Annotated in this window: 17 protein-coding genes and 2 pseudogenes; 10 read left to right on the top strand and 9 right to left on the bottom strand. The window is 71.0% G+C overall.

All coding sequences use genetic code 11. The features are described from left to right. The first annotated feature begins 339 nt into the window (after positions 1-339). The 3 genes from ACFW48_RS08250 (at position 340) to ACFW48_RS08240 (ending at position 2,318) form a co-directional block, all read left to right on the top strand. Positions 340-720, top strand: coding sequence for an STAS domain-containing protein (locus tag ACFW48_RS08250; RefSeq protein WP_386312079.1), 381 nt, complete (start codon positions 340-342; stop codon positions 718-720). 100 nt (positions 721-820) lie between these two features. Beyond that, a complete protein-coding gene (locus ACFW48_RS08245) occupies positions 821-1,333 on the top strand; it encodes an EF-hand domain-containing protein (RefSeq protein ID WP_386311561.1) in 513 nt (170 codons plus the stop codon). A gap of 508 nt (positions 1,334-1,841) precedes the next feature. Continuing rightward, positions 1,842-2,318, top strand: coding sequence for an ATP-binding protein (locus tag ACFW48_RS08240; protein WP_386312076.1), 477 nt, complete (start codon positions 1,842-1,844; stop codon positions 2,316-2,318). 426 nt (positions 2,319-2,744) lie between these two features. On the opposite strand, the gene ACFW48_RS08235 is transcribed toward ACFW48_RS08240, so the two are convergent. Then, a complete protein-coding gene (locus tag ACFW48_RS08235) occupies positions 2,745-3,761 on the bottom strand; it encodes a GlxA family transcriptional regulator (protein WP_386311559.1) in 1,017 nt (338 codons plus the stop codon). A 71-nt stretch (positions 3,762-3,832) separates the two neighbouring features. On the opposite strand from ACFW48_RS08235, the pseudogene ACFW48_RS08230 reads away from it, so the two are divergent. Further along, positions 3,833-4,021: pseudogene (locus tag ACFW48_RS08230) on the top strand (MFS transporter); the annotation flags it as partial. Between the two features lie 120 nt (positions 4,022-4,141). Here ACFW48_RS08230 and ACFW48_RS08225 read toward each other — a convergent pair. Further along, positions 4,142-4,915: a helix-turn-helix domain-containing protein gene (locus ACFW48_RS08225; RefSeq protein ID WP_386311558.1), complete on the bottom strand. Its 774-nt coding sequence runs from the start codon at positions 4,913-4,915 to the stop codon at positions 4,142-4,144. Between the two features lie 321 nt (positions 4,916-5,236). On the opposite strand from ACFW48_RS08225, the gene ACFW48_RS08220 reads away from it, so the two are divergent. Next, the gene (locus ACFW48_RS08220) at positions 5,237-5,737 is read left to right on the top strand and encodes a glycine-rich domain-containing protein (protein ID WP_386311556.1); all 501 of its coding nucleotides are present in this window, start codon (positions 5,237-5,239) and stop codon (positions 5,735-5,737) included. A gap of 133 nt (positions 5,738-5,870) precedes the next feature. Further along, positions 5,871-6,443: a class I SAM-dependent methyltransferase gene (locus ACFW48_RS08215; protein ID WP_386311554.1), complete on the top strand. Its 573-nt coding sequence runs from the start codon at positions 5,871-5,873 to the stop codon at positions 6,441-6,443. 21 nt (positions 6,444-6,464) lie between these two features. Here ACFW48_RS08215 and ACFW48_RS08210 read toward each other — a convergent pair whose 3' ends face one another. From ACFW48_RS08210 to ACFW48_RS08200, 3 genes are all read right to left on the bottom strand, one after another. Further along, positions 6,465-7,049, bottom strand: a complete 585-nt coding sequence (locus tag ACFW48_RS08210; protein ID WP_386311552.1) for a recombinase family protein — start codon at positions 7,047-7,049, stop codon at positions 6,465-6,467. A 922-nt stretch (positions 7,050-7,971) separates the two neighbouring features. Further along, positions 7,972-8,322: a hypothetical protein gene (locus ACFW48_RS08205; protein ID WP_386311550.1), complete on the bottom strand. Its 351-nt coding sequence runs from the start codon at positions 8,320-8,322 to the stop codon at positions 7,972-7,974. A 284-nt stretch (positions 8,323-8,606) separates the two neighbouring features. Beyond that, positions 8,607-10,016, bottom strand: a complete 1,410-nt coding sequence (locus ACFW48_RS08200) for a recombinase family protein (protein ID WP_386311548.1) — start codon at positions 10,014-10,016, stop codon at positions 8,607-8,609. 51 nt (positions 10,017-10,067) lie between these two features. Here ACFW48_RS08200 and ACFW48_RS08195 point away from each other — a divergent pair. Further along, positions 10,068-11,213, top strand: a pseudogene (locus tag ACFW48_RS08195) (MFS transporter); the annotation flags it as partial. Between the two features lie 21 nt (positions 11,214-11,234). Beyond that, positions 11,235-12,119 carry a hypothetical protein gene (locus ACFW48_RS08190; RefSeq protein WP_386311546.1) on the top strand — a complete coding sequence of 295 codons (885 nt, stop codon included), beginning with the start codon at positions 11,235-11,237 and terminating at the stop codon, positions 12,117-12,119. Between the two features lie 45 nt (positions 12,120-12,164). Here the strand turns inward: ACFW48_RS08190 and ACFW48_RS08185 are convergent, their stop codons facing one another. Further along, entirely contained in the window at positions 12,165-13,367 is a 1,203-nt protein-coding gene (locus tag ACFW48_RS08185) for a flavin-containing monooxygenase (RefSeq protein ID WP_386311545.1), read from the bottom strand. A gap of 102 nt (positions 13,368-13,469) precedes the next feature. Here ACFW48_RS08185 and ACFW48_RS08180 point away from each other — a divergent pair, with 102 nt between their 5' ends. After that, positions 13,470-14,090, top strand: a complete 621-nt coding sequence (locus ACFW48_RS08180) for a GNAT family N-acetyltransferase (protein WP_386311543.1) — start codon at positions 13,470-13,472, stop codon at positions 14,088-14,090. A 7-nt stretch (positions 14,091-14,097) separates the two neighbouring features. Here ACFW48_RS08180 and ACFW48_RS08175 read toward each other — a convergent pair whose 3' ends face one another. The 3 genes from ACFW48_RS08175 to ACFW48_RS08165 all read right to left on the bottom strand — a co-directional run bounded on the left by ACFW48_RS08175 (position 14,098) and on the right by ACFW48_RS08165 (position 15,932). Then, complete coding sequence (locus ACFW48_RS08175) at positions 14,098-14,766, bottom strand: pyridoxal 5'-phosphate synthase (RefSeq protein ID WP_386311541.1); 669 nt, start codon at positions 14,764-14,766, stop codon at positions 14,098-14,100. Positions 14,767-14,797: 31 nt separating this feature from the next. Further along, positions 14,798-15,223 carry a pyridoxamine 5'-phosphate oxidase family protein gene (locus tag ACFW48_RS08170; RefSeq protein ID WP_386311539.1) on the bottom strand — a complete coding sequence of 142 codons (426 nt, stop codon included), beginning with the start codon at positions 15,221-15,223 and terminating at the stop codon, positions 14,798-14,800. A gap of 70 nt (positions 15,224-15,293) precedes the next feature. Then, positions 15,294-15,932, bottom strand: coding sequence for a LysE family translocator (locus tag ACFW48_RS08165; RefSeq protein WP_386311537.1), 639 nt, complete (start codon positions 15,930-15,932; stop codon positions 15,294-15,296). A gap of 82 nt (positions 15,933-16,014) precedes the next feature. On the opposite strand from ACFW48_RS08165, the gene ACFW48_RS08160 reads away from it, so the two are divergent. Continuing rightward, positions 16,015-16,467, top strand: a complete 453-nt coding sequence (locus tag ACFW48_RS08160; protein WP_386311535.1) for an Lrp/AsnC family transcriptional regulator — start codon at positions 16,015-16,017, stop codon at positions 16,465-16,467. Positions 16,468-16,471: the final 4 nt, after the last annotated feature.

Below are 16,471 nucleotides of genomic sequence, written 5' to 3'. Positions count from 1 at the left end.
GCTCGTTCCGTGCTCGTTCCCTGCCCGTGCCGGTCTCCAGCCTGCGGCCACCGTCTCCCCGAATGTAGTCGGCACGTCCGACACCGCACGCCCCTTTGTGCCAATGCGCGCCCCGACGGCCCGCAGGTGGTAAACGCGCCCGATCCGCCTCACCTACCCTCTATCGTGCGACCGGATTCGATCGAACAGGATCGAAACAGTCTGAAACAAGCCTCTTCCGACCGGACCCCGTTTCCGGGCCAGCGTTTGCGGGAACGGCCGGTGGGCAGGCGCGCCGCCAAGAAGCGTAAGCATGGCTTCCGTTTCGGGTGATTCCGGACGTTCCGACGAATGAAGGGCATGGTGGTGACGTTCAACGTGACCGGCGGCGAGCAGGGCCAGTGGGCCGTGCTCCAGGTGTCGGGCGAACTGGACCTGGTGACGTCACCGGTGCTGCGGCAGCGCGTGCACGACGAGGTGGCCGAGGGGCGGCACAGCCTTGTCCTGGATCTCTCCGAGGTCCTGTTCTGCGACTCCAGCGGGGTCGGCGTGCTCATCGCCTCCCGGCGGCTCATCCGTTCCTGTCAGGGCCGGCTGCGCCTGATACTGCCTGCCCAGGGAGCCGTCGACGGCTCCCACGTCAACCGCGTCCTCGGTGCGCTCGGGGTGCGCCGGCTCTTCGACGTCCACCCCGACCTCGCCTCGGCGACCGGCGACGAACCGCGCCCGCTCTCCGCGTAGATCCCGCCCGCGGCCGCGCCCGGCGTCGTACGCTCCGAGCGTTGTGCACGAGCGATACGCACCCACCGAAACCGACGACGTGAGGCGGCCGGAGAAGACAATGGTCAACAGCGAGTACGAGCGCAGGATCGCCGCGCGGTTCGCCACCTTCGACCAGGACGGCAACGGATACATCGACCGTTCGGACTTCAGCGGGGCGGCCAAGGCGGTGCTCGCCGAGTTCGCCACCGCGGCTCGCTCCGAGAAGGGCCAGGCCCTGTACTACGGCGCGGAGGCGTTCTGGCAGGGCATGGCCGGCATCGCCGACCGGGACGGCGACCAGCGCATCACCCGCGAGGAGTTCGTCTCCGGAGCGGTCAAGCGGCTGCGGGACAACCCGGACGGGTTCGCCGAGATCGCCCGGCCCTTCCTGCACGCGGCCCTGGACGTCGCCGACACCGAGGGTGACGGAGCCGCCACGGTCGAGGCCGCCGCGCGCGTGCTCACCGCGCTCGGCGTGCCCGGGGACGCCGCCCGGTCGGTCGCCGAGGCGCTCGACGCGGACGGCGACGGCAAGGTGGGGGAGGCGGAGATCGTCCCGGCCTTCGCCCGGTACTTCACCGTGCCCGAGTAGCGCGTCCCGGGCCGACGGCCGTCATCGCCTTCCCGAACAGGTGTCGCGGATCGTGGCAGGACGGCATCACAGAGCGTTGATACCGGGTTGTGTCCGCCGTGTGACCCGTCACGGCCCGGAGTCGGCGCCACACTCCGGTACCTTGTCTGGGATGCGAGTGGTCCCGAGCGCCAGCCGTGCCGGAGTTGCCCTTGGGGCGGCTCCGGAACCGGCAGTGTGCGCCTTGCCTCGCAGGGTGGAACGGCCGTCGGCCGCCGCCTGTTCGACTCCCCGGAACGAGCGTCGCACAGTATGCCGCACGGGTACTCCTTCGCGCTGGAATATGCCCGAAGCGCTTGTTGGGGTGACTGTACGTCAACCATGCTGTCCCACAGGGGATTCACGTTCCGTGATCCCTGGCCCGGCCTTTGTTCTGGCCATGCAGAAAATGGCTACGATCGTGGCCCTCATGAGGCGCGAGCCTTTGTGTCCGCCGGTTCGGATGGTGTGAGCGGTGCAGGTGCTTCAAGTGCAGCTGGAGGTCCGGCCCGACCCCTCGGAAGTGGGGCGTGCGCGGCGGTGGGCGCGCTCACGGCTCGCCGGGGCCGGGATACAGGCCGACGAACCACTCGCCGAAACGCTGGTCCTGCTCGTCTCCGAACTGGTCACCAACGCCGTGGTGCACACCGGCAGTTCCGCCGTGCTGCGGCTGGTGCTGCCGGGAGCGGTGGCCGAGGAGGCCGAGGAGGCGACCGTCCGCCTCGAAGTGGACGACGCCAGCGACCGGGCCCCGGTGCCCCGCTGTGTGGACGGCGAGGCGACGGGCGGCCGGGGTCTCGCTCTCGTCGACGGCCTCGCCGACCGCTGGGGCTGGAGCCGGGAGGGCACCGGCAAGCGCATCTGGTGCGAACTGGACCGCTGCGCCGGGCGCGCGGACACCGCGCCGGTCTGCGGAAGCGGTGGCGGCGCGGTGGCGTACGAGGGGTTCGCGTACGAAGTGGTGTAGTGGCCGGCGGCGCGGGGTGCGCCGGGTGCACGAGCCCCCGCTTCTCCCGGGGGTGTGCGGCAGTGCGCCGGGGCATGCTTCCGTGCGCGTCCTGCGCATGCGGGGCATAAGTGATGAATCCCCCTTTGCCGGTTGACGGATCGTGACCGTTTCCTCACGCTTGTAGGCAGCGATTCGCCGCGAGGGGACGACGAGGCCTCGGTGACGGAGCCCTCGACGAGCGTGGGTCGTGATTCGGCGGCGGTTCCCTCGGGGGCGATGGGAGCCGGGCGGGAGCGCCGGAGTCGGGTGGCGGCGCGCGATGCCATGCTCGGGGCGGACAGCGCCGCGCCGCCGTTCCGACGAGTGAGACGAGCGCGACGAGCGCGACGAGCGCGACGAGCGCGACGAGTGCGGGGGATCCAGGGGGTGCGGTGAAGTTCCCGCTCACTGTCCACAGGCTGTGGACAACTCCGTACGGAAAGTCCGCCGGTACGCGGTCGGGGTGACCCCGAGCGCCGCCTGCAAGTGCTGCCGCATCGACTGGGCCGTGCCGAAGCCGGCGTCGCGGGCCACCTGGTCGACGGACAGCGCCGTGGACTCCAGCAGGTGCCGGGCCCGTTCGACGCGCTGCCCGGTGAGCCACTGGCCCGGGCTGACTCCGACCTCCTCGCGGAAACGGCGGGTGAAGGTGCGTACGGACATCGACTCCTGGGCCGCCATGTCCCGCAGCTGGATCGGCTCCTGGAGACGGCCGAGTGCCCAGGCGCGGGCGTTGGTCGTCGAGGACTGCTGGGGATCGGGCACCGGGCGCTGGATGTACTGCGCCTGCCCGCCGTCGCGGTGGGGCGGCACGACGGTGCGGCGGGCCACGTCGTTGGCGACGGCGGTGCCGTGGTCCCGGCGCACGATGTGCACGCACAGGTCGATCCCGGCCGCGACCCCGGCCGAGGTGAGCACGTCACCGTCGTCCACGAACAGCACGTCCGGGTCCACCCGCACCTTCGGGAACAGTCGCTGGAAGTGCTCCGCGGAGGCCCAGTGCGTGGTCGCCGGCCGGCCGTCGAGGTATCCGGCGGCGGCCAGGACGTAGCCGCCCGTGCAGATCGCGACGAGCCGGGTGCCGGGCCGGACGAGCGCCAGCGCGGCGGCCAGTTCCTCGGTCAGTACGCCCTTCTCGTGCACGGGGCCCAGCTCGTAGGAGGCCGGGACGACGACCGTGTCGGCGGTGGCCAGGGCCTCGGGGCCGTGCTCGACCAGGATCGCGAAGTCGGCGTCGGTGCACACCGGCCCCGGCGGGCGCACAGAACAGGTGACGACCTCGTACAGGGGGCGCTTCCGCTCGTCCTTGGCGCGCCCGAAGATCCGCTGCGGGATGCCCAGTTCGAAGGGGAGCAGGCCGTCGAGGGCGAGGACGACGACGCGGTGCGGCCGGTGTGCGCGGTACGTACGCTCGGACGTCATGGCCCGATCCTAGCGAACACTGTCTTTCGGGCCACTGGATCGGACGGATCGCGCATCGGAAGCTCAATGACGTGCCCCAGACAACCGACGCCGCCGCAGCATCCGTACACCAGCCGGAGCCCGCCCGCCCGCGCCGCCGCGCCCGGGTGCACCGTGCCTGGTGGGTCGCCGCCGTCACGTTCGTGACGATCATCGGCGCCGCCGCCTTCCGCTCCCTGCCCGGCATCCTCATCGACCCGCTCCACCAGGAGTTCTCGTGGTGATGCTTTGGGGAACTTGAAAGCGGGTCGCGCGCACCTGCCAGTTCGAACCGGTCGGGGCGGATTCGGTGGCCAGGCGCCTGCGCGGGGCGGCTCCCGCAGGGGAGCGCCCCCGATCCCTCACTGCGGTGTGGTCGAGTACCGCTCGATGCTCGCGCGGCCTGTCGATCGGTCGAGCAGGCGCAGCTCCCACGGGCCCGTGTTCACATCGAAGTCTTTGCCGAACCCGACCCACTTGCCCGCCATGCGTCGGCCCGTCGGCTCGATGAGTAGCTGAATCGCACCGTGGTACCGGGCGCCCTGGTAGTACCCGTCAGCCGCCGTCTGCTCGGTCCACGTACCGGTGACGACGTTCCGGTCAACCGTGAGATCCAGAGACAACGGGCTGTCCGGGTTGGTCGACGCTCCAGGCAGGCTCTGTGCTGTCAGCCGGTTGCCGTGCTGGACGATCACAACGTGATGCTTGCAGTCGAACGTCTCATCGCGGCTGGACGAGTAGAACTCGTACTGGGACAGCCAGATGCCTGCGTACTCGGTCTGCGGCTCTGGCTCCGGGCTTGTGGCGGCGTCAGCTGTGCCGACTTCCCCAGCTTCCATGTCGTGGCCTCCTACCCCGTCTGAGTGGACGCGTGCCATCGGGATCGCGAACCCCAGCGACTCGGGGGTGCGGCCGGTGAACCGCTTCAGTGCCCGCGCATACAGCGGGCGGCATGTCCTGGTCTCCCCGGACTCCCAGCGTTGCACGAGTCGCTTGGAGGCGTCGTTCGGCTCCCCCAACTCTTCGCCTGCGCCGCGTAAGCCCCGGGCGAACTCGTCTTGGCTGAGGTTCATCGACTTGCGCACGGAAGTCAGCACGTCGTTGGGGATTCGCTCCCGCTCGGCCGGAGTCGTCATGATCCGAGGGTAGCCACGTCACGCCTCCAATGACACCGGTTTGACGCCCTCGGGGTGACACCGACATGACGCCCGAGGGACGCCTTGAACGTCGCCGCAATGGTCGTGATCGATCCGGAACATGGTCGTCATGTCCATCCGCATCAGCGCTTACACGGTGAGAGCCGACGGCACTCAGACCAAGCCACGAACCCTGTACGAGGGTGAGGGCGCGGAGCCCCTCGCTACTGGCCTGATGCCGCCGTGCCTGTGCCCCAAGTGCAGGGGTGGGCGACATGACCGGAGCACCACGGACACCCAATTACGTGGAGGCAAGCCAGCATGAGCACGGCAGTAGTGATCCGCGACCCGAAGGCGTACATCACCCCGGACGTGTGGGAGCGGGAGGTAGCCCTCCTCCTCCGCAACCCGGAGAACACGCGCGAACTTGCAGAGGCCAAGTTCGGACAGGCCATCGCCTACCTGGTCACGTGCGGCGAGAACCCGGACCTTCTCATGGGCCCGTCCAAGCAGGTGGACGAGGCATGGCACTCGTTCATGCTCGACTCGATCCCGTACCACCACTTCACCAGTCGGCACTTCGGCCGGTACATCCACCACGTTCCAGAGCTTCCGGGGACGACGGCCGGGGTCCAGTGCGTCAGCGACGACAAGGCGAAGCAGGACGGGCGCGACCGCAAGAGCGGCGGCCCGCTCGTTCTGGAGCAGACGATCAAGGCCATCAAGGCGGCCGGGTTCGAGATCGACCCCGACCTGTGGGGCATGGAGGACGCGGCCGACTGCAACCAGTGCCACGCCGGGTGCCACGACTCGCCCAAGTAGTGGTGAGCAGCACGTGAGTTGGGGCCCATCCCCGTACGTTGGGGGGTGGGCCCCTCATGCCGGAAAGGATCACTGCATGTCATTGGCTGAGTCTTGGGACAGGTACGCGGTTGGGAGTAAGCCACGCAGGACCGTGAACGCCAAGGGCGAGACGACGTGGCTGAACTGGACTCAGTACGCCGATCACGGGCCGAACGAGAGCGTTCTCGGTCCCGTGGCTGGATGCCGGGTGCTGGAACTCGGCTCAGGAAGTGGCAGTAACCTCGCGCACCTGGTCACGCTTGGCGCAACAGGTCTGGGGGTGGACGTGGCCCCCGCCCGCGAGGCGGCGGCGCGGGAGCGTTGGGGCAGTCTGCCGAACCTTGAGTTCCGTACGGCGGAGGCGACGGCGTTCCTGAGCGAGACGGACGAGACATTCGATGTCGTGCTCTCGATCTTCGGTGCCGTGTGGTTCGTCGATCCGCACACCCTGCTCCCGCTGATCCGCTCACGTATGGCGCTGGGTGGCATCCTGGCCTTCTCGCACTTGGCGCCAGGAAGCCAGGGGCCAGCGCCTGCCAGAGCCGGACTGCGGCACGACCACTCTCCGGAGGAGTGGGGGCACATCCTGACGGGGCAGGGCTTCTCTGACGTAAGCGTGTCTTTGATCGACCCGCCAGAGGGCAGGGCCGTGGGCACGATGCTTGTCCGTGCCCTGGCGGCCTGACTGCGCCGCTGTGCGCCTCTCTCAGGCGCTCTCTCCAAGGTGGCGGTAGAGGGTGGCTCGGGAGATCCCGAGAGCCTTGGCGATGGCGCTCACGCTCTCGCCCTTCGCCTTCCTGGCACGGGCCACAGTGAGCACGTCTTCATCGACGACGGACGGGCGTCCACCCGTACGACCCTGCGCCTTGGCTGCGTCCAGTCCTGCGCGGGTGCGCTCCTTGATGAGGCTGCGCTCAAACTCGGCCATGGCCCCGACGACCTGAAGCATGAGACGGCCGTCTGCCGTACCGGGGTCGATGTTGGCCAGCGCACCCGTGAGCACCTTGAACCCGATGCCCCGCTCTCGAAGGGTGTCGACCATGGTCACCAGGTCGATGAGGGACCGGGCGAAGCGGTCGAGCTTCCACACGCACAGGGTGTCGCCAGGGCGGGCGTAGTCGAGTGCAGCCCGCAGCTCCGGCCGGTCGGTGTTCTTCCCGCTGGCCTTGTCCTCGAAGATGCGGACGCACCCTGCGGCCGCCAGTGCGTCGCGCTGCAACTGCGCTTCCTGGTCATCGGTCGAGACGCGGGCGTATCCGATGAGCTGACCGGTGATCGTGTTCGTCGTCATGGCCGGGACTGCCTCAGAACTCGTCTCAATACATCAAGCCTGAGACGGAAGTTTCGAGACGGGTTTTGAACAGTGCTGCGCCCCCTTCCGGGGTGCTTCCCGTCTCGTCTCACAAACCTTGGTTTTCGAGACGGCTGTTACTGGTCACGCTGCGCCACGGTCGGGTGCGTCCCTCTGCCTTGCGTCGGCCAGCGCTGCGCCTGGTTGGCCACGGCAACGGGCGTGCGCCTGCCTGCCTGCCTGTCGCTGTGCTCTCGCCTGCCTGCCAGGGGCGCGGCCTGTCAGCCGCTCACGCTGGCGCACAGCCGTTCGCCTGTCATGGGGTACGGACCAGCCCGTCGACGGCGGGAAGGCAAGGGCTCACGCCTGCCAGGTCGACGGCGAAGCGGACGGCCGAGACGACGCGAGAGGCAACGGCGGAAGGGGGTGGGGTATGACCCCCTGAAGGGTCCTTGCTCGACCGCCGTGTCTTACCGGCTCAAATCCTGCCACGGTTTCAGGGCCTTTCAGGCTGGCCTGTACTCCAGCCGGCTGCGGCGTAGCGCCTGGTCAAAGGCTTGTGCTGCCTCCTTGGCGACGGCGAACGAGTGCACAGAACGAAGCCTTACGTCCTTGCCTGTGGGGCGCGGCAGCGCCCCCCCTTGGGCTTGCTCCTGTCGGCCCCTTCGGGGCCGCTCTGCCGTAGAGGCTTCGGACTGTGGCGGCCGTTCGGCCGCCCATGCTGCCTGCCGCTTCGCCAGTGCCTGCCTCTTGGGGCGCTGCCGCGCCCCTACTTCGCTTGCCGTAGGTGCTTCCCTCTGTCGGCCCCTTCGGGGCCGCAACTGTGAGGACAAAAAGAAGAGAGAGGAGGCGAACGTTTCCGCAGGTCAGTGACCATGCCGCTACACGTGCGGCGTGTGCTGGCTACACCTGCGGTGTGTGGTCACCGGTCCTGATGGGCGCGGCACGGTACCGGCGCACCCTTCCCCTTCTGGAAGAGGTGAGGGGGGAGGACAAGGCAAGCGGCCCCCGACCGGGGCGAGACAAGGCCAAACCTCTTGGCCCGGTTGACCGCGTTGGTCGTGCTCTGGTCGGACAGGGGCTCGCCCTCCTTGCCCAGCAGAGCGGCCAGCTTTCCAGGGGCGAAGGCTGCATGACCCTGGCGGTCGGCCCAGCCCAGCGCAGCGAAGTGCACGCGGTAGGCGAGCGGGTGCCAGGGTTCCTGCGACATGCGCCGGTACTCGCGCTGGGAGACTCCACCCCACGGGCGGTCATGACCGAAGCTGATGGCCACTGGTTGCGGCTCCTTCCTGTGAGGCGCACACGAGTGCGCCAGCGACCCCCGCCGGACGGCGGGACATGTGCCTCCCTTTCTTCGCGGGGGTGGCTGTGCGGAGGGCACAGCGCTTCACAGGTGGGCGCCCAAGGCTTCGGGCCTGGACTCGGTCTCTTGCGGTCGGGAGCGACGGCGGCGACCTGGCCCGGCATCGTACACCATGCTGGAACGGGAGAGGCGTGGCCTGGGACGACGAAGCCCCGCCCTCGGGTGAGAGCGGGGCGCGAGTCGAGTGGGGCAGGCTACGCGTCGGGTTCGTCGTCGGCGGTGTGGTTCCACTCCACGGTCATGTAGTCGTCCACGGTCATCTTCGCCGCCTTCTTGAAGCCGTTCGGGTGCATCGTGATCGTGGTGACGAACTTGACCCATGCTCGACGGATGGGGAGCGGCGTGTTCGGCCAGTCCTGAATCAGGCCAGCGATGCCCGACACGGGGTCGATCGGGGGCAGGCCAGTGACACCGGACAGCTTCTCGTCGATCTCGTCGAGCCTGGCCCGGATCGCCTCGGTACCGGCCGTCATCTGCGAGAGGGAGATGGACCCCGAGGCGTAGGCCACGGCCAGCCCGTCGAGCCGTTCCCGCAGGGTCTGCGCCTCCTGGTGGAGGTGGGCCGAGTCGTCTCCCTCCTCCTGTCGAGCGGCGAGGACCCAGGGCAGGAAGTCGGGGAAGACGATCCGCGCCAGGACGGCGTTACCGGCTCGCTTGTCGGCCAGCTCTCGGGGTACACGTACGTGCTTCTGTCCGCAGCGGTAGACAGGGGTCCCTCGGTACATGCCGCCTCGCACGGTCTCCCCGCAACGCTCGCAGGTAGCCAGTCCGGCGAGCAGGGTCTGAGGGGCCGAGCCGGTACGTGCGCCACCCGTGAAGCGCTTGGGGTTCGTCAGTGCCGACACGATGGCGTAGTGCGTCGCCTCGTCCAGGATCGCGGGCCACTGCCCCTCACCCACCACTTCGCCGTGGTAGGTGGCCTGAGCGATGTACCGAGGGGAGATGAGCACCTTCTTCACTCCGCCTACACCCCACCCCTTCGCCTCGCCCTTCGCCGTGCCGGACGACGAGCGGGGAGCGAGCAGACCGAGGTCGGTCCAGAAGCGAGCGACGGCCGCCAGGGTCTCGCCCTGAAGAACCATCTCGGCCCCCTTGCGGATCGCTTCTGCCTCAGCCTCGACCACGGTCACGTAGTCGTCGGCGTATCCGAACGGCCGCAAGCCTGTCTTGTGCGGCGTGCCGTTCTTGGCCGCCTGAAGGTTCGATGCCTTCTGGCGTAGCGCCTTCTGCTCGCCCTCGTACTCCGCCCACGCCGTAACCGTCTTGGCCGTGGCTCGACCGGCCGGAGTCGAGAGGTCCAGGTGTCCGGCGTGGATGGCGTGAACGTTGACCCCGAGTGCGATCACTCGCAACAGGTCTTCCGTCTTGCGTACGAGCCGGTCAGTGTGCCAGCAGAGGATCGAGTCCGGCTTGGACGCCAACAGCCGCTCGAACCCCGGTCGTACCTTGCCCGAGGTGGCGCTGACGTCGTTGTCCGCGATCACCTCTCGTACGGTCCAGCCCCGGGTTGCGGCGAACGCCCGGCACTCGTCCTCCTGTCGCTGAACGCCCAACTGGTCGCCGTGCTGATCGAGGCTGAGTCGTACGTAGATGGTGACGTCCACCTTGTCTTGCCCCCCTTGTTCCTGCTCACCGTGCTGTGTGCCCCAAAGTTTTACCACGAGTTCGGCTGGTCGCGCGGCACGATCGGCGCCGCCGTCTCCGTCAACCTCGCGCTCTACGGGCTGACCGCCCCCTTCGCCGCGGCGCTGATGGACCGCTTCGGCATCCGGCGCGTGGTCGCCGTCGCCCTGATCGTCATCGCGCTGGGCTCGGGCGCGACGGTGTGGATGGACTCCGCCTGGCAACTGATCCTCTGCTGGGGCCTGCTGGTCGGCCTCGGCTCCGGCTCGATGGCGCTGGCCTTCGCGGCCACCGTCACCAACCGCTGGTTCACCGAGCGGCGCGGCCTGGTCACCGGCGTCCTCACCGCCGCCTCGGCCTCCGGGCAGTTGATCTTCCTGCCGCTGCTGTCCTGGATCGTCGAGACGTACGACTGGCGCCCCGCGGCCGTCACCGTCGCCCTGGCCGCCCTCACCGTCGTACCCTTCGTCTGGCTCCTGCTGCGCGACCACCCGGCGGACGTGGGCCAGAAGCCCTACGGCGCCGAGGAGTTCGTGCCCAAGCCCGCCCCCGTGCCCGGCGCCGCCCGCCGCGCGCTGGGGGTCCTCTTCTCCGCCGCCCGCACGGGCCCGTTCTGGCTGCTGGCCGGCACCTTCGCGATCTGCGGCGCCTCGACCAACGGCCTGATCCAGACCCACTTCATCCCCGCCGCCCACGACCACCGCATGCCGCTGACGACCGCCGCGTCGTTGCTCGCCGTGATCGGCGTGTTCGACGTGGTCGGCACGATCGCCTCCGGCTGGTTCACCGACCGCTTCGAACCGCGCCGCCTGCTCGCCGTCTACTACGCCCTGCGCGGCGTCTCCCTCCTCTTCCTCCCCCTTCTTCTCGCACCCAGCGTCCACCCCCCGATGATCTTCTTCATCGTCTTCTACGGCCTCGACTGGGTCGCCACCGTCCCGCCCACCCTCGCCCTGTGCCGCGAGCACTACGGCGACGACAGCGCGATCGTCTTCGGCTGGGTCCTCGCCTCCCACCAGGTCGGTGCCGCCCTCGTCGCCTTCCTCGGCGGCGTCGCCCGCGACGCCTTCGGCTCCTACGACGTGGTCTGGGTCGCCTCCGGCGCCCTGTGCGCGGCGGCGGCGCTGATGGCACTGGTGATCCGACGGCGCCCGGTACCGGTGACCGCCCTGTCGTGACCGGACCGTAGGCTGCCCCGCATGGGGAGGGGCACGGCGGGGCCGACCTGGCCGAACGACGAGTGGAACCGGGCGGCGGCGCTGTGCGCGGGGCAGTCGCCGGCGGCGTGGCTGGTGTGGTGGTTCGCCGTGGTGGCGGGAGGTGACGACTACGGCCGCGGCCACAGCGGCTCGTTCGCCATCGCGTGCGTGCTGTTGGTCGCGCCGCTGATCCTCCCGTTCCTCGGCGTACTCCACGCGACCGCGCAGATCATGCCCGCCGCCGTCCTGGCGCGCCTGCGACCGCGCTGTTCCGGCGGCCCCGAGTGGCTCTGGCACCTGGTGATGTCCGTGCTGGTCGGGACGGGCTGGTCCGTGTTGGGTGCCGTGCTGTGGGGATGGTCCGTCACCGCCACCCTCCCGTGGTTCGCGGGCTTCGGCGTACTGCCCGTGCTCGGCCTCGCCCGCCTGCGCGGGCGGAAGTGGGGGCGTTGGGGCGTCTGGTTCCGCTCGGCGGGCGTGTCGGTGGCCCTGCTCGTCGTCGTCGGCGTGTCCGGGAGCGTCCTTGTCGGCGACTACGAGCCCCCGGCGCTCTCCGCCGGCCGGCTCGCCGGGAAGTGGCGCGGCCACGACGGGGCGGTACTGGTGCTGCGCGCGGACGGCCGGGCCGAGCTGGCCCAGCTGCCGGCCACCCGTGCGGACGGCGGAGCCGGCGACTTCACCGTGTGCGACGGCACCGGTACGTGGACGCTCGACCGGGACGGCCGCCTCCACCTGCCGCACCGCGACGGCGTCCTCCTGCGCCCCGACGGCGGATGCGGGCAGGAGACGTACTGGACGATCGGCGGCACCGAGCGGGAACCCGAGCTGTTCGTGCTGTTCGGCGACCCGGACGCCGGGGACCTGCGCATCCTGACCCGGGCCTGAACCGCGTACCGGCCGCCCAGCCCGGCCGCCCAGCCCGGCCGCCCCTCAGCCAGGCAGCCGCGAGACCCGGCCCCCGTCCTTCTTCGCCACCGCCCTCGCGATCCGCACCGCGTCCGTCGCCAGCTCGCGGAGCATGCCGCTGACCGGGTTGGTGAAGCCGGTGAAGTACAGGCCGGGGGCCTCGGCCGGGGTGTGGGCGCCGCGCACGACCGGTCTGCCGTGTGCGTCGAGCACGCCGAGGTGGCCGACCAGCCCCTCCAGGCCCCGCAGATAGCCGGTGGCCGCGATCACCGCGTCCGGTGCGACGCGGGTGCCGTCGGCGAGGACCGCCTTGCCGCCCTCGAAGCCGTCCACGGCGGCCACGACCTCCACCCGGCCGCCGCGCACCGCGTCGATCAGGCCGACGTCCTGCACCGGGACGGCGCCCTCGGCGACCCGGGTGAGGAGGCCGGTGTCCGGGCGGGGCAGCCCGTGCGCCGACAGATCGGGCGTGCTGATCCTGGCCAGCGGCCGGGCGAGCCGGTCCACGAGGCGGGTCGGCAGCCGCCGTACGAGGACGCCGCTGTACTGGGCGGGCCAGCCGGCGATGGAGCGGCGGACGATGTGGGGCGCGGTGCGCACGGACAGCCGGACCCGGGCGGCCCCGCCCTCCACCAGGTCCACGGCGATCTCGGCGCCGGTGTTGCCGACGCCGACGACCAGGACGTCACGGCCGGCGTACGCGGCCGCGTTCCGGTACTCGGCGGCGTGCCGGAACTCGCCGGTGTAGGTGTCACGGCCGGGCCAGTCCGGCAGGCGCGGGGTGTGGTTGTAGCCGGTGGCGACCACGACCGCGGCGCCGGTCAGCTCACGGCCGCCCGAGGCGTGCAGCAGCCAGCCGGCGCCGTCGGGCGCGCGCTCGACGCGGAAGACCTCGACGCCGGTGACGATCTCCAGCTTGTGGTGTTCGGCGTACTTCTCCAGGTACCGCACCATGTCGTCCCGGGCCACCCACCGGCCGAAGCGGCGCGGTATCGGCAGACCGGGCAGCGCCGAGAGGCGGCGGGTGGTGTGCAGGCGCAGCCGGTCGTAGTGGCGCCGCCAGGAGGCGCCGACGTGGTCGGCCCGCTCCAGGACGACGGCCCGCAGACCCCGCGCGCGCAGCGCGTGGGCGACGGCGAGGCCGCCGGGACCGGCGCCTATGACGTACACGGGGCGGTCCGCGGGGTGGGCGGGCTGCGGTTCAGCGGACGCTGTGGAGTCGGCCATGCCGCGAGCGTAATCACGCTCTCGCTTGATGGGTCTCGGTCAAGAGCGGAATCGGTTGCGGATCGGTCACGACCGCCGCCGGCGGTCGGATTGAATGGCTCGATGGCCCACACACGCATGCAGACCCTCGCCCCCTCCCTCACCGAGCCGCGCGGACACGGCCTCCACCTCCGGTCCTGGGACGCCGGGTCCGACGCCGACGCCGAGACGTGGCTGCGCGGCTGCCTGGACCCCGAGTTCCAGCGCTGGAACACGCCGCTCAGGCTGTGGACGGACCTCGGCGGCGCCCGTGAAGCGCTGCGCGCACGCGCCCGGGACGCCGGGCAGGGCAGATCCGCGTCGTTCCGGATCACGGACGAGGAGAGCGGTACGGTGCTGGGCCACATCGGCGTCAACGAGATCAACCTGCCGCTGAAGCTGGCCCGGGTCGGCTACTGGGTGCTCCCCGAGGCCCGCGGCCGGGGCGTCGCCACCCGCGCCCTCCTCCTCGCCTCGCGCTGGGCCTTCGCGGAACTCGGCCTGTACCGCCTGGAACTGGGGCACGCGGTGGGCCACGACGCCTCCTGCCGGATCGCCGAACGCTGCGGGTACGCCTACGAGGGCACGATGCGCGGGGCGATGTTCGAGGCCGGCCGGCACGACACGTTCCGCGACGCGCATCTGCACGCGCGGCTGGCGACGGACCCAGAGCCCGAGGCGCCCGCGGCGCCCGCCGGCCGGTGACCGTCGCTCACGGCCACAGCAGCCGCGTGCCCCAGCCGCCTTCCTCCGTCCGCCGGTAGGCCAGCCGTACGTGGCGGCGGCGGGCGTCCCCCTGGAAGAACTCCACCTCGTCGGGGAGCAGCCGGTACAGCGTCCAGGACGGGACGGGCGCGTCCGGCTCCCGGCCGGCCCGCTCCCAGGCCGCCTCGGAGGCGCGGGCCAACTCGTCCGGCGAGTCCAGGTCCGCGCTCTGCCGTCCGGTGAGGGCGGCGGCCAGGGCGCCGGTCGACCGCGCGTGCAGGTCGGCCCGCGCCTCCTCGGCCGGGGCGACGGCGACCGGGCCGCGCAGGCGCACCTGGCGGCCCAGCACCGGCCAGTAGAAGACGAGCGCGGCGTACGGGCGGGCGGTGAGGTGGCGGCCCTTGCGGCTGCCGGCGTGCGTGGCGAAGGACCAGCCGTCCGCGTCCGCACCGTGCAGCATCACGACGCGTACGTCCGGCAGGCCCTCCGCGTCCGCCGTCGCCAGCGACACGGTGTGCGGCTCGGTCTGACCGGCCGCCACCGCATCGGCGAACCACGCCGTGAACAGGGGCAGGGGGTCGCCGGGCGCGGTGGCCGGGTCGAAGGGCGGCAGTTCGGTGACCGCGGGATCCCACACCCGCAGCGACCTCAGCGACTCGTGAAGATCGGTTCCCATGCCCCGATTGTCACGGGCGCCAGACCCTGGTTCACACCGACCCGAGGTCGGAGGAGACCCAGCGCTCGGGCCGCATGCGGACGATGACCTGCTCGCCGTGGCTCGCGGAGGCGAAGGCGACGTAGCCGTCGACCTTCTCGGCCGGGAGGTAGCGGGCGGAGATCTCCCGCAGGCCCTCCTCGGTGGCGGCGACCGTCTCGACGACCGGCCCCTCCACCGACACGTACCGGATGGTGGGCTCCAGCCGGTCGACCATCAGGGAGAATCGGCCCGCCGCCTTGATCAGCTTGTTCTTGCGGCTGTCGAGCCCGGTCATGATCCACACGTCGCCGCCGGGCTCGTACTGGTACCAGATCGGCACGGTCAGCGGGGCGCGGCCGGCTCCCGCGTCGACCGCGAGCGCCGCGACGTGGGGCTCGGCCAGGAACTTCTCACGCTCTTCGCGGGTCAGGGCCATTCCGGTCTCCTCCAGCGGGTGCGGACGTCGGTACCTTCTGCAACACCGGCCGGTCACAGGGCTGTTCCCGTCAGGACAACGCCAGCCGCTGCACCAACAGGAAGGCCCCGATGCCCAGCATCGCGGCGCCCGACGTACGGGTGACCGCGCGGGCCGCGGCCGGGCGCGCGCCCAGGACGGCACGGGCGGCGAGACCGACCGTGAGGTAGACGGCGGCACAGCACGCCATGTGCAGCAGTCCCAGGACGACAGTCTGCACGGGCACCGGCAGGTGCGCACCCCGGGTGACCAGGAACTGCGGCAGCACGGACAGGTAGAGCAGCAGGCCCTTGGGGTTGAGCCCGCTGATCGTGGCGCCGCGCAGGAACACCCGGGCGCGGGAGCCGCCCCGCGCGGCGGCCTGGTCGTCCCGCGCGGCCGCCCCCGGAGTGCCGGGCCGGCGCAGCACCGACCACCCCAGCCACACCAGGTACGCCGCCCCCGCCACCGTCAGCGCCGTGAGCAGGCCCGGCGACCCGGCCACCAGCACCGCCAGCCCGGCCGCCGCCAGCAGGGTGTGCAGCGCGTACCCGGCGACCAGGCCGCCCACCGCCCACGTCACCGACCGGTCGCGCAGCCCGGCCGTGATGGCGTACGCCCAGTCCGCGCCCGGCACGCACACCAGCAGGAGGTCCAGGGCGAGGAAGGAGATGAGGAGTCCCGAGTCCATGACGGGAAGATTAGGCGCATACGTCCCGAAGGTGTTCCCGAAGTTTTCCCCGGTCAGGGCGTGTGGTGGAAGAATCTGCCCCGTGGACGACATGGACCGGAAGATTCTTGCCGAGCTGCAGCTGGACGGGCGGCTGACCGTGACCGAGCTGGCCGCGCGGGTGCGGCTGAGCGTCTCACCGTGTCACCGGCGGCTGCGTGAGCTGGAGCGGTCGGGGGCGATCGGCGGCTACCGGGCGGTGGTGGACCCGGCCGCCGTGGGGCTGCACTTCGAGGCGCTGGTCTTCGTGTCGATGCGGCAGGAGGACCGGGACACGGTCGCCGAGTTCGAGCGGGCGGTCAGCGAGGTGGCGGAGGTGGTGGAGGCGCAGCGGCTGTTCGGGGAGCCGGACTACCTGCTGCGCGTGGTCGCCGCCGACCTGGCGGCCTACCAGCGGCTCTACGACGGGCGGCTCGCCACCCTGCCCGGGGTGCAGCGGCTGACGTCGACGCTGGTGATGAAACACGTGGTGCAGGACCGGCCGCTGCCGGCGTAGCGCG

The organism is Streptomyces sp. NPDC058812, from assembly GCF_042744565.1.
Lineage (GTDB): Bacteria > Actinomycetota > Actinomycetes > Streptomycetales > Streptomycetaceae > Streptomyces > Streptomyces thinghirensis.
This window is presented reverse-complemented; position numbering and strand designations above follow the sequence as displayed.

What these genes read in the sequence shown, in the direction of transcription:
- ACFW48_RS08250 (WP_386312079.1), top strand. Translation starts at nt 340, where the DNA reads ATGGTGGTGACGTTCAACGTGACCGGCGGCGAGCAGGGCCAGTGGGCC.
- ACFW48_RS08245 (WP_386311561.1), top strand. Translation starts at nt 821, where the DNA reads ATGGTCAACAGCGAGTACGAGCGCAGGATCGCCGCGCGGTTCGCCACC.
- ACFW48_RS08235 (WP_386311559.1), bottom strand. Translation starts at nt 3,761, where the DNA reads ATGACGTCCGAGCGTACGTACCGCGCACACCGGCCGCACCGCGTCGTC.
- ACFW48_RS08225 (WP_386311558.1), bottom strand. Translation starts at nt 4,915, where the DNA reads ATGACGACTCCGGCCGAGCGGGAGCGAATCCCCAACGACGTGCTGACT.
- ACFW48_RS08220 (WP_386311556.1), top strand. Translation starts at nt 5,237, where the DNA reads ATGAGCACGGCAGTAGTGATCCGCGACCCGAAGGCGTACATCACCCCG.
- ACFW48_RS08210 (WP_386311552.1), bottom strand. Translation starts at nt 7,049, where the DNA reads ATGACGACGAACACGATCACCGGTCAGCTCATCGGATACGCCCGCGTC.
- ACFW48_RS08190 (WP_386311546.1), top strand. Translation starts at nt 11,235, where the DNA reads ATGGGGAGGGGCACGGCGGGGCCGACCTGGCCGAACGACGAGTGGAAC.
- ACFW48_RS08185 (WP_386311545.1), bottom strand. Translation starts at nt 13,367, where the DNA reads ATGGCCGACTCCACAGCGTCCGCTGAACCGCAGCCCGCCCACCCCGCG.
- ACFW48_RS08180 (WP_386311543.1), top strand. Translation starts at nt 13,470, where the DNA reads ATGGCCCACACACGCATGCAGACCCTCGCCCCCTCCCTCACCGAGCCG.
- ACFW48_RS08175 (WP_386311541.1), bottom strand. Translation starts at nt 14,766, where the DNA reads ATGGGAACCGATCTTCACGAGTCGCTGAGGTCGCTGCGGGTGTGGGAT.
- ACFW48_RS08170 (WP_386311539.1), bottom strand. Translation starts at nt 15,223, where the DNA reads ATGGCCCTGACCCGCGAAGAGCGTGAGAAGTTCCTGGCCGAGCCCCAC.
- ACFW48_RS08165 (WP_386311537.1), bottom strand. Translation starts at nt 15,932, where the DNA reads ATGGACTCGGGACTCCTCATCTCCTTCCTCGCCCTGGACCTCCTGCTG.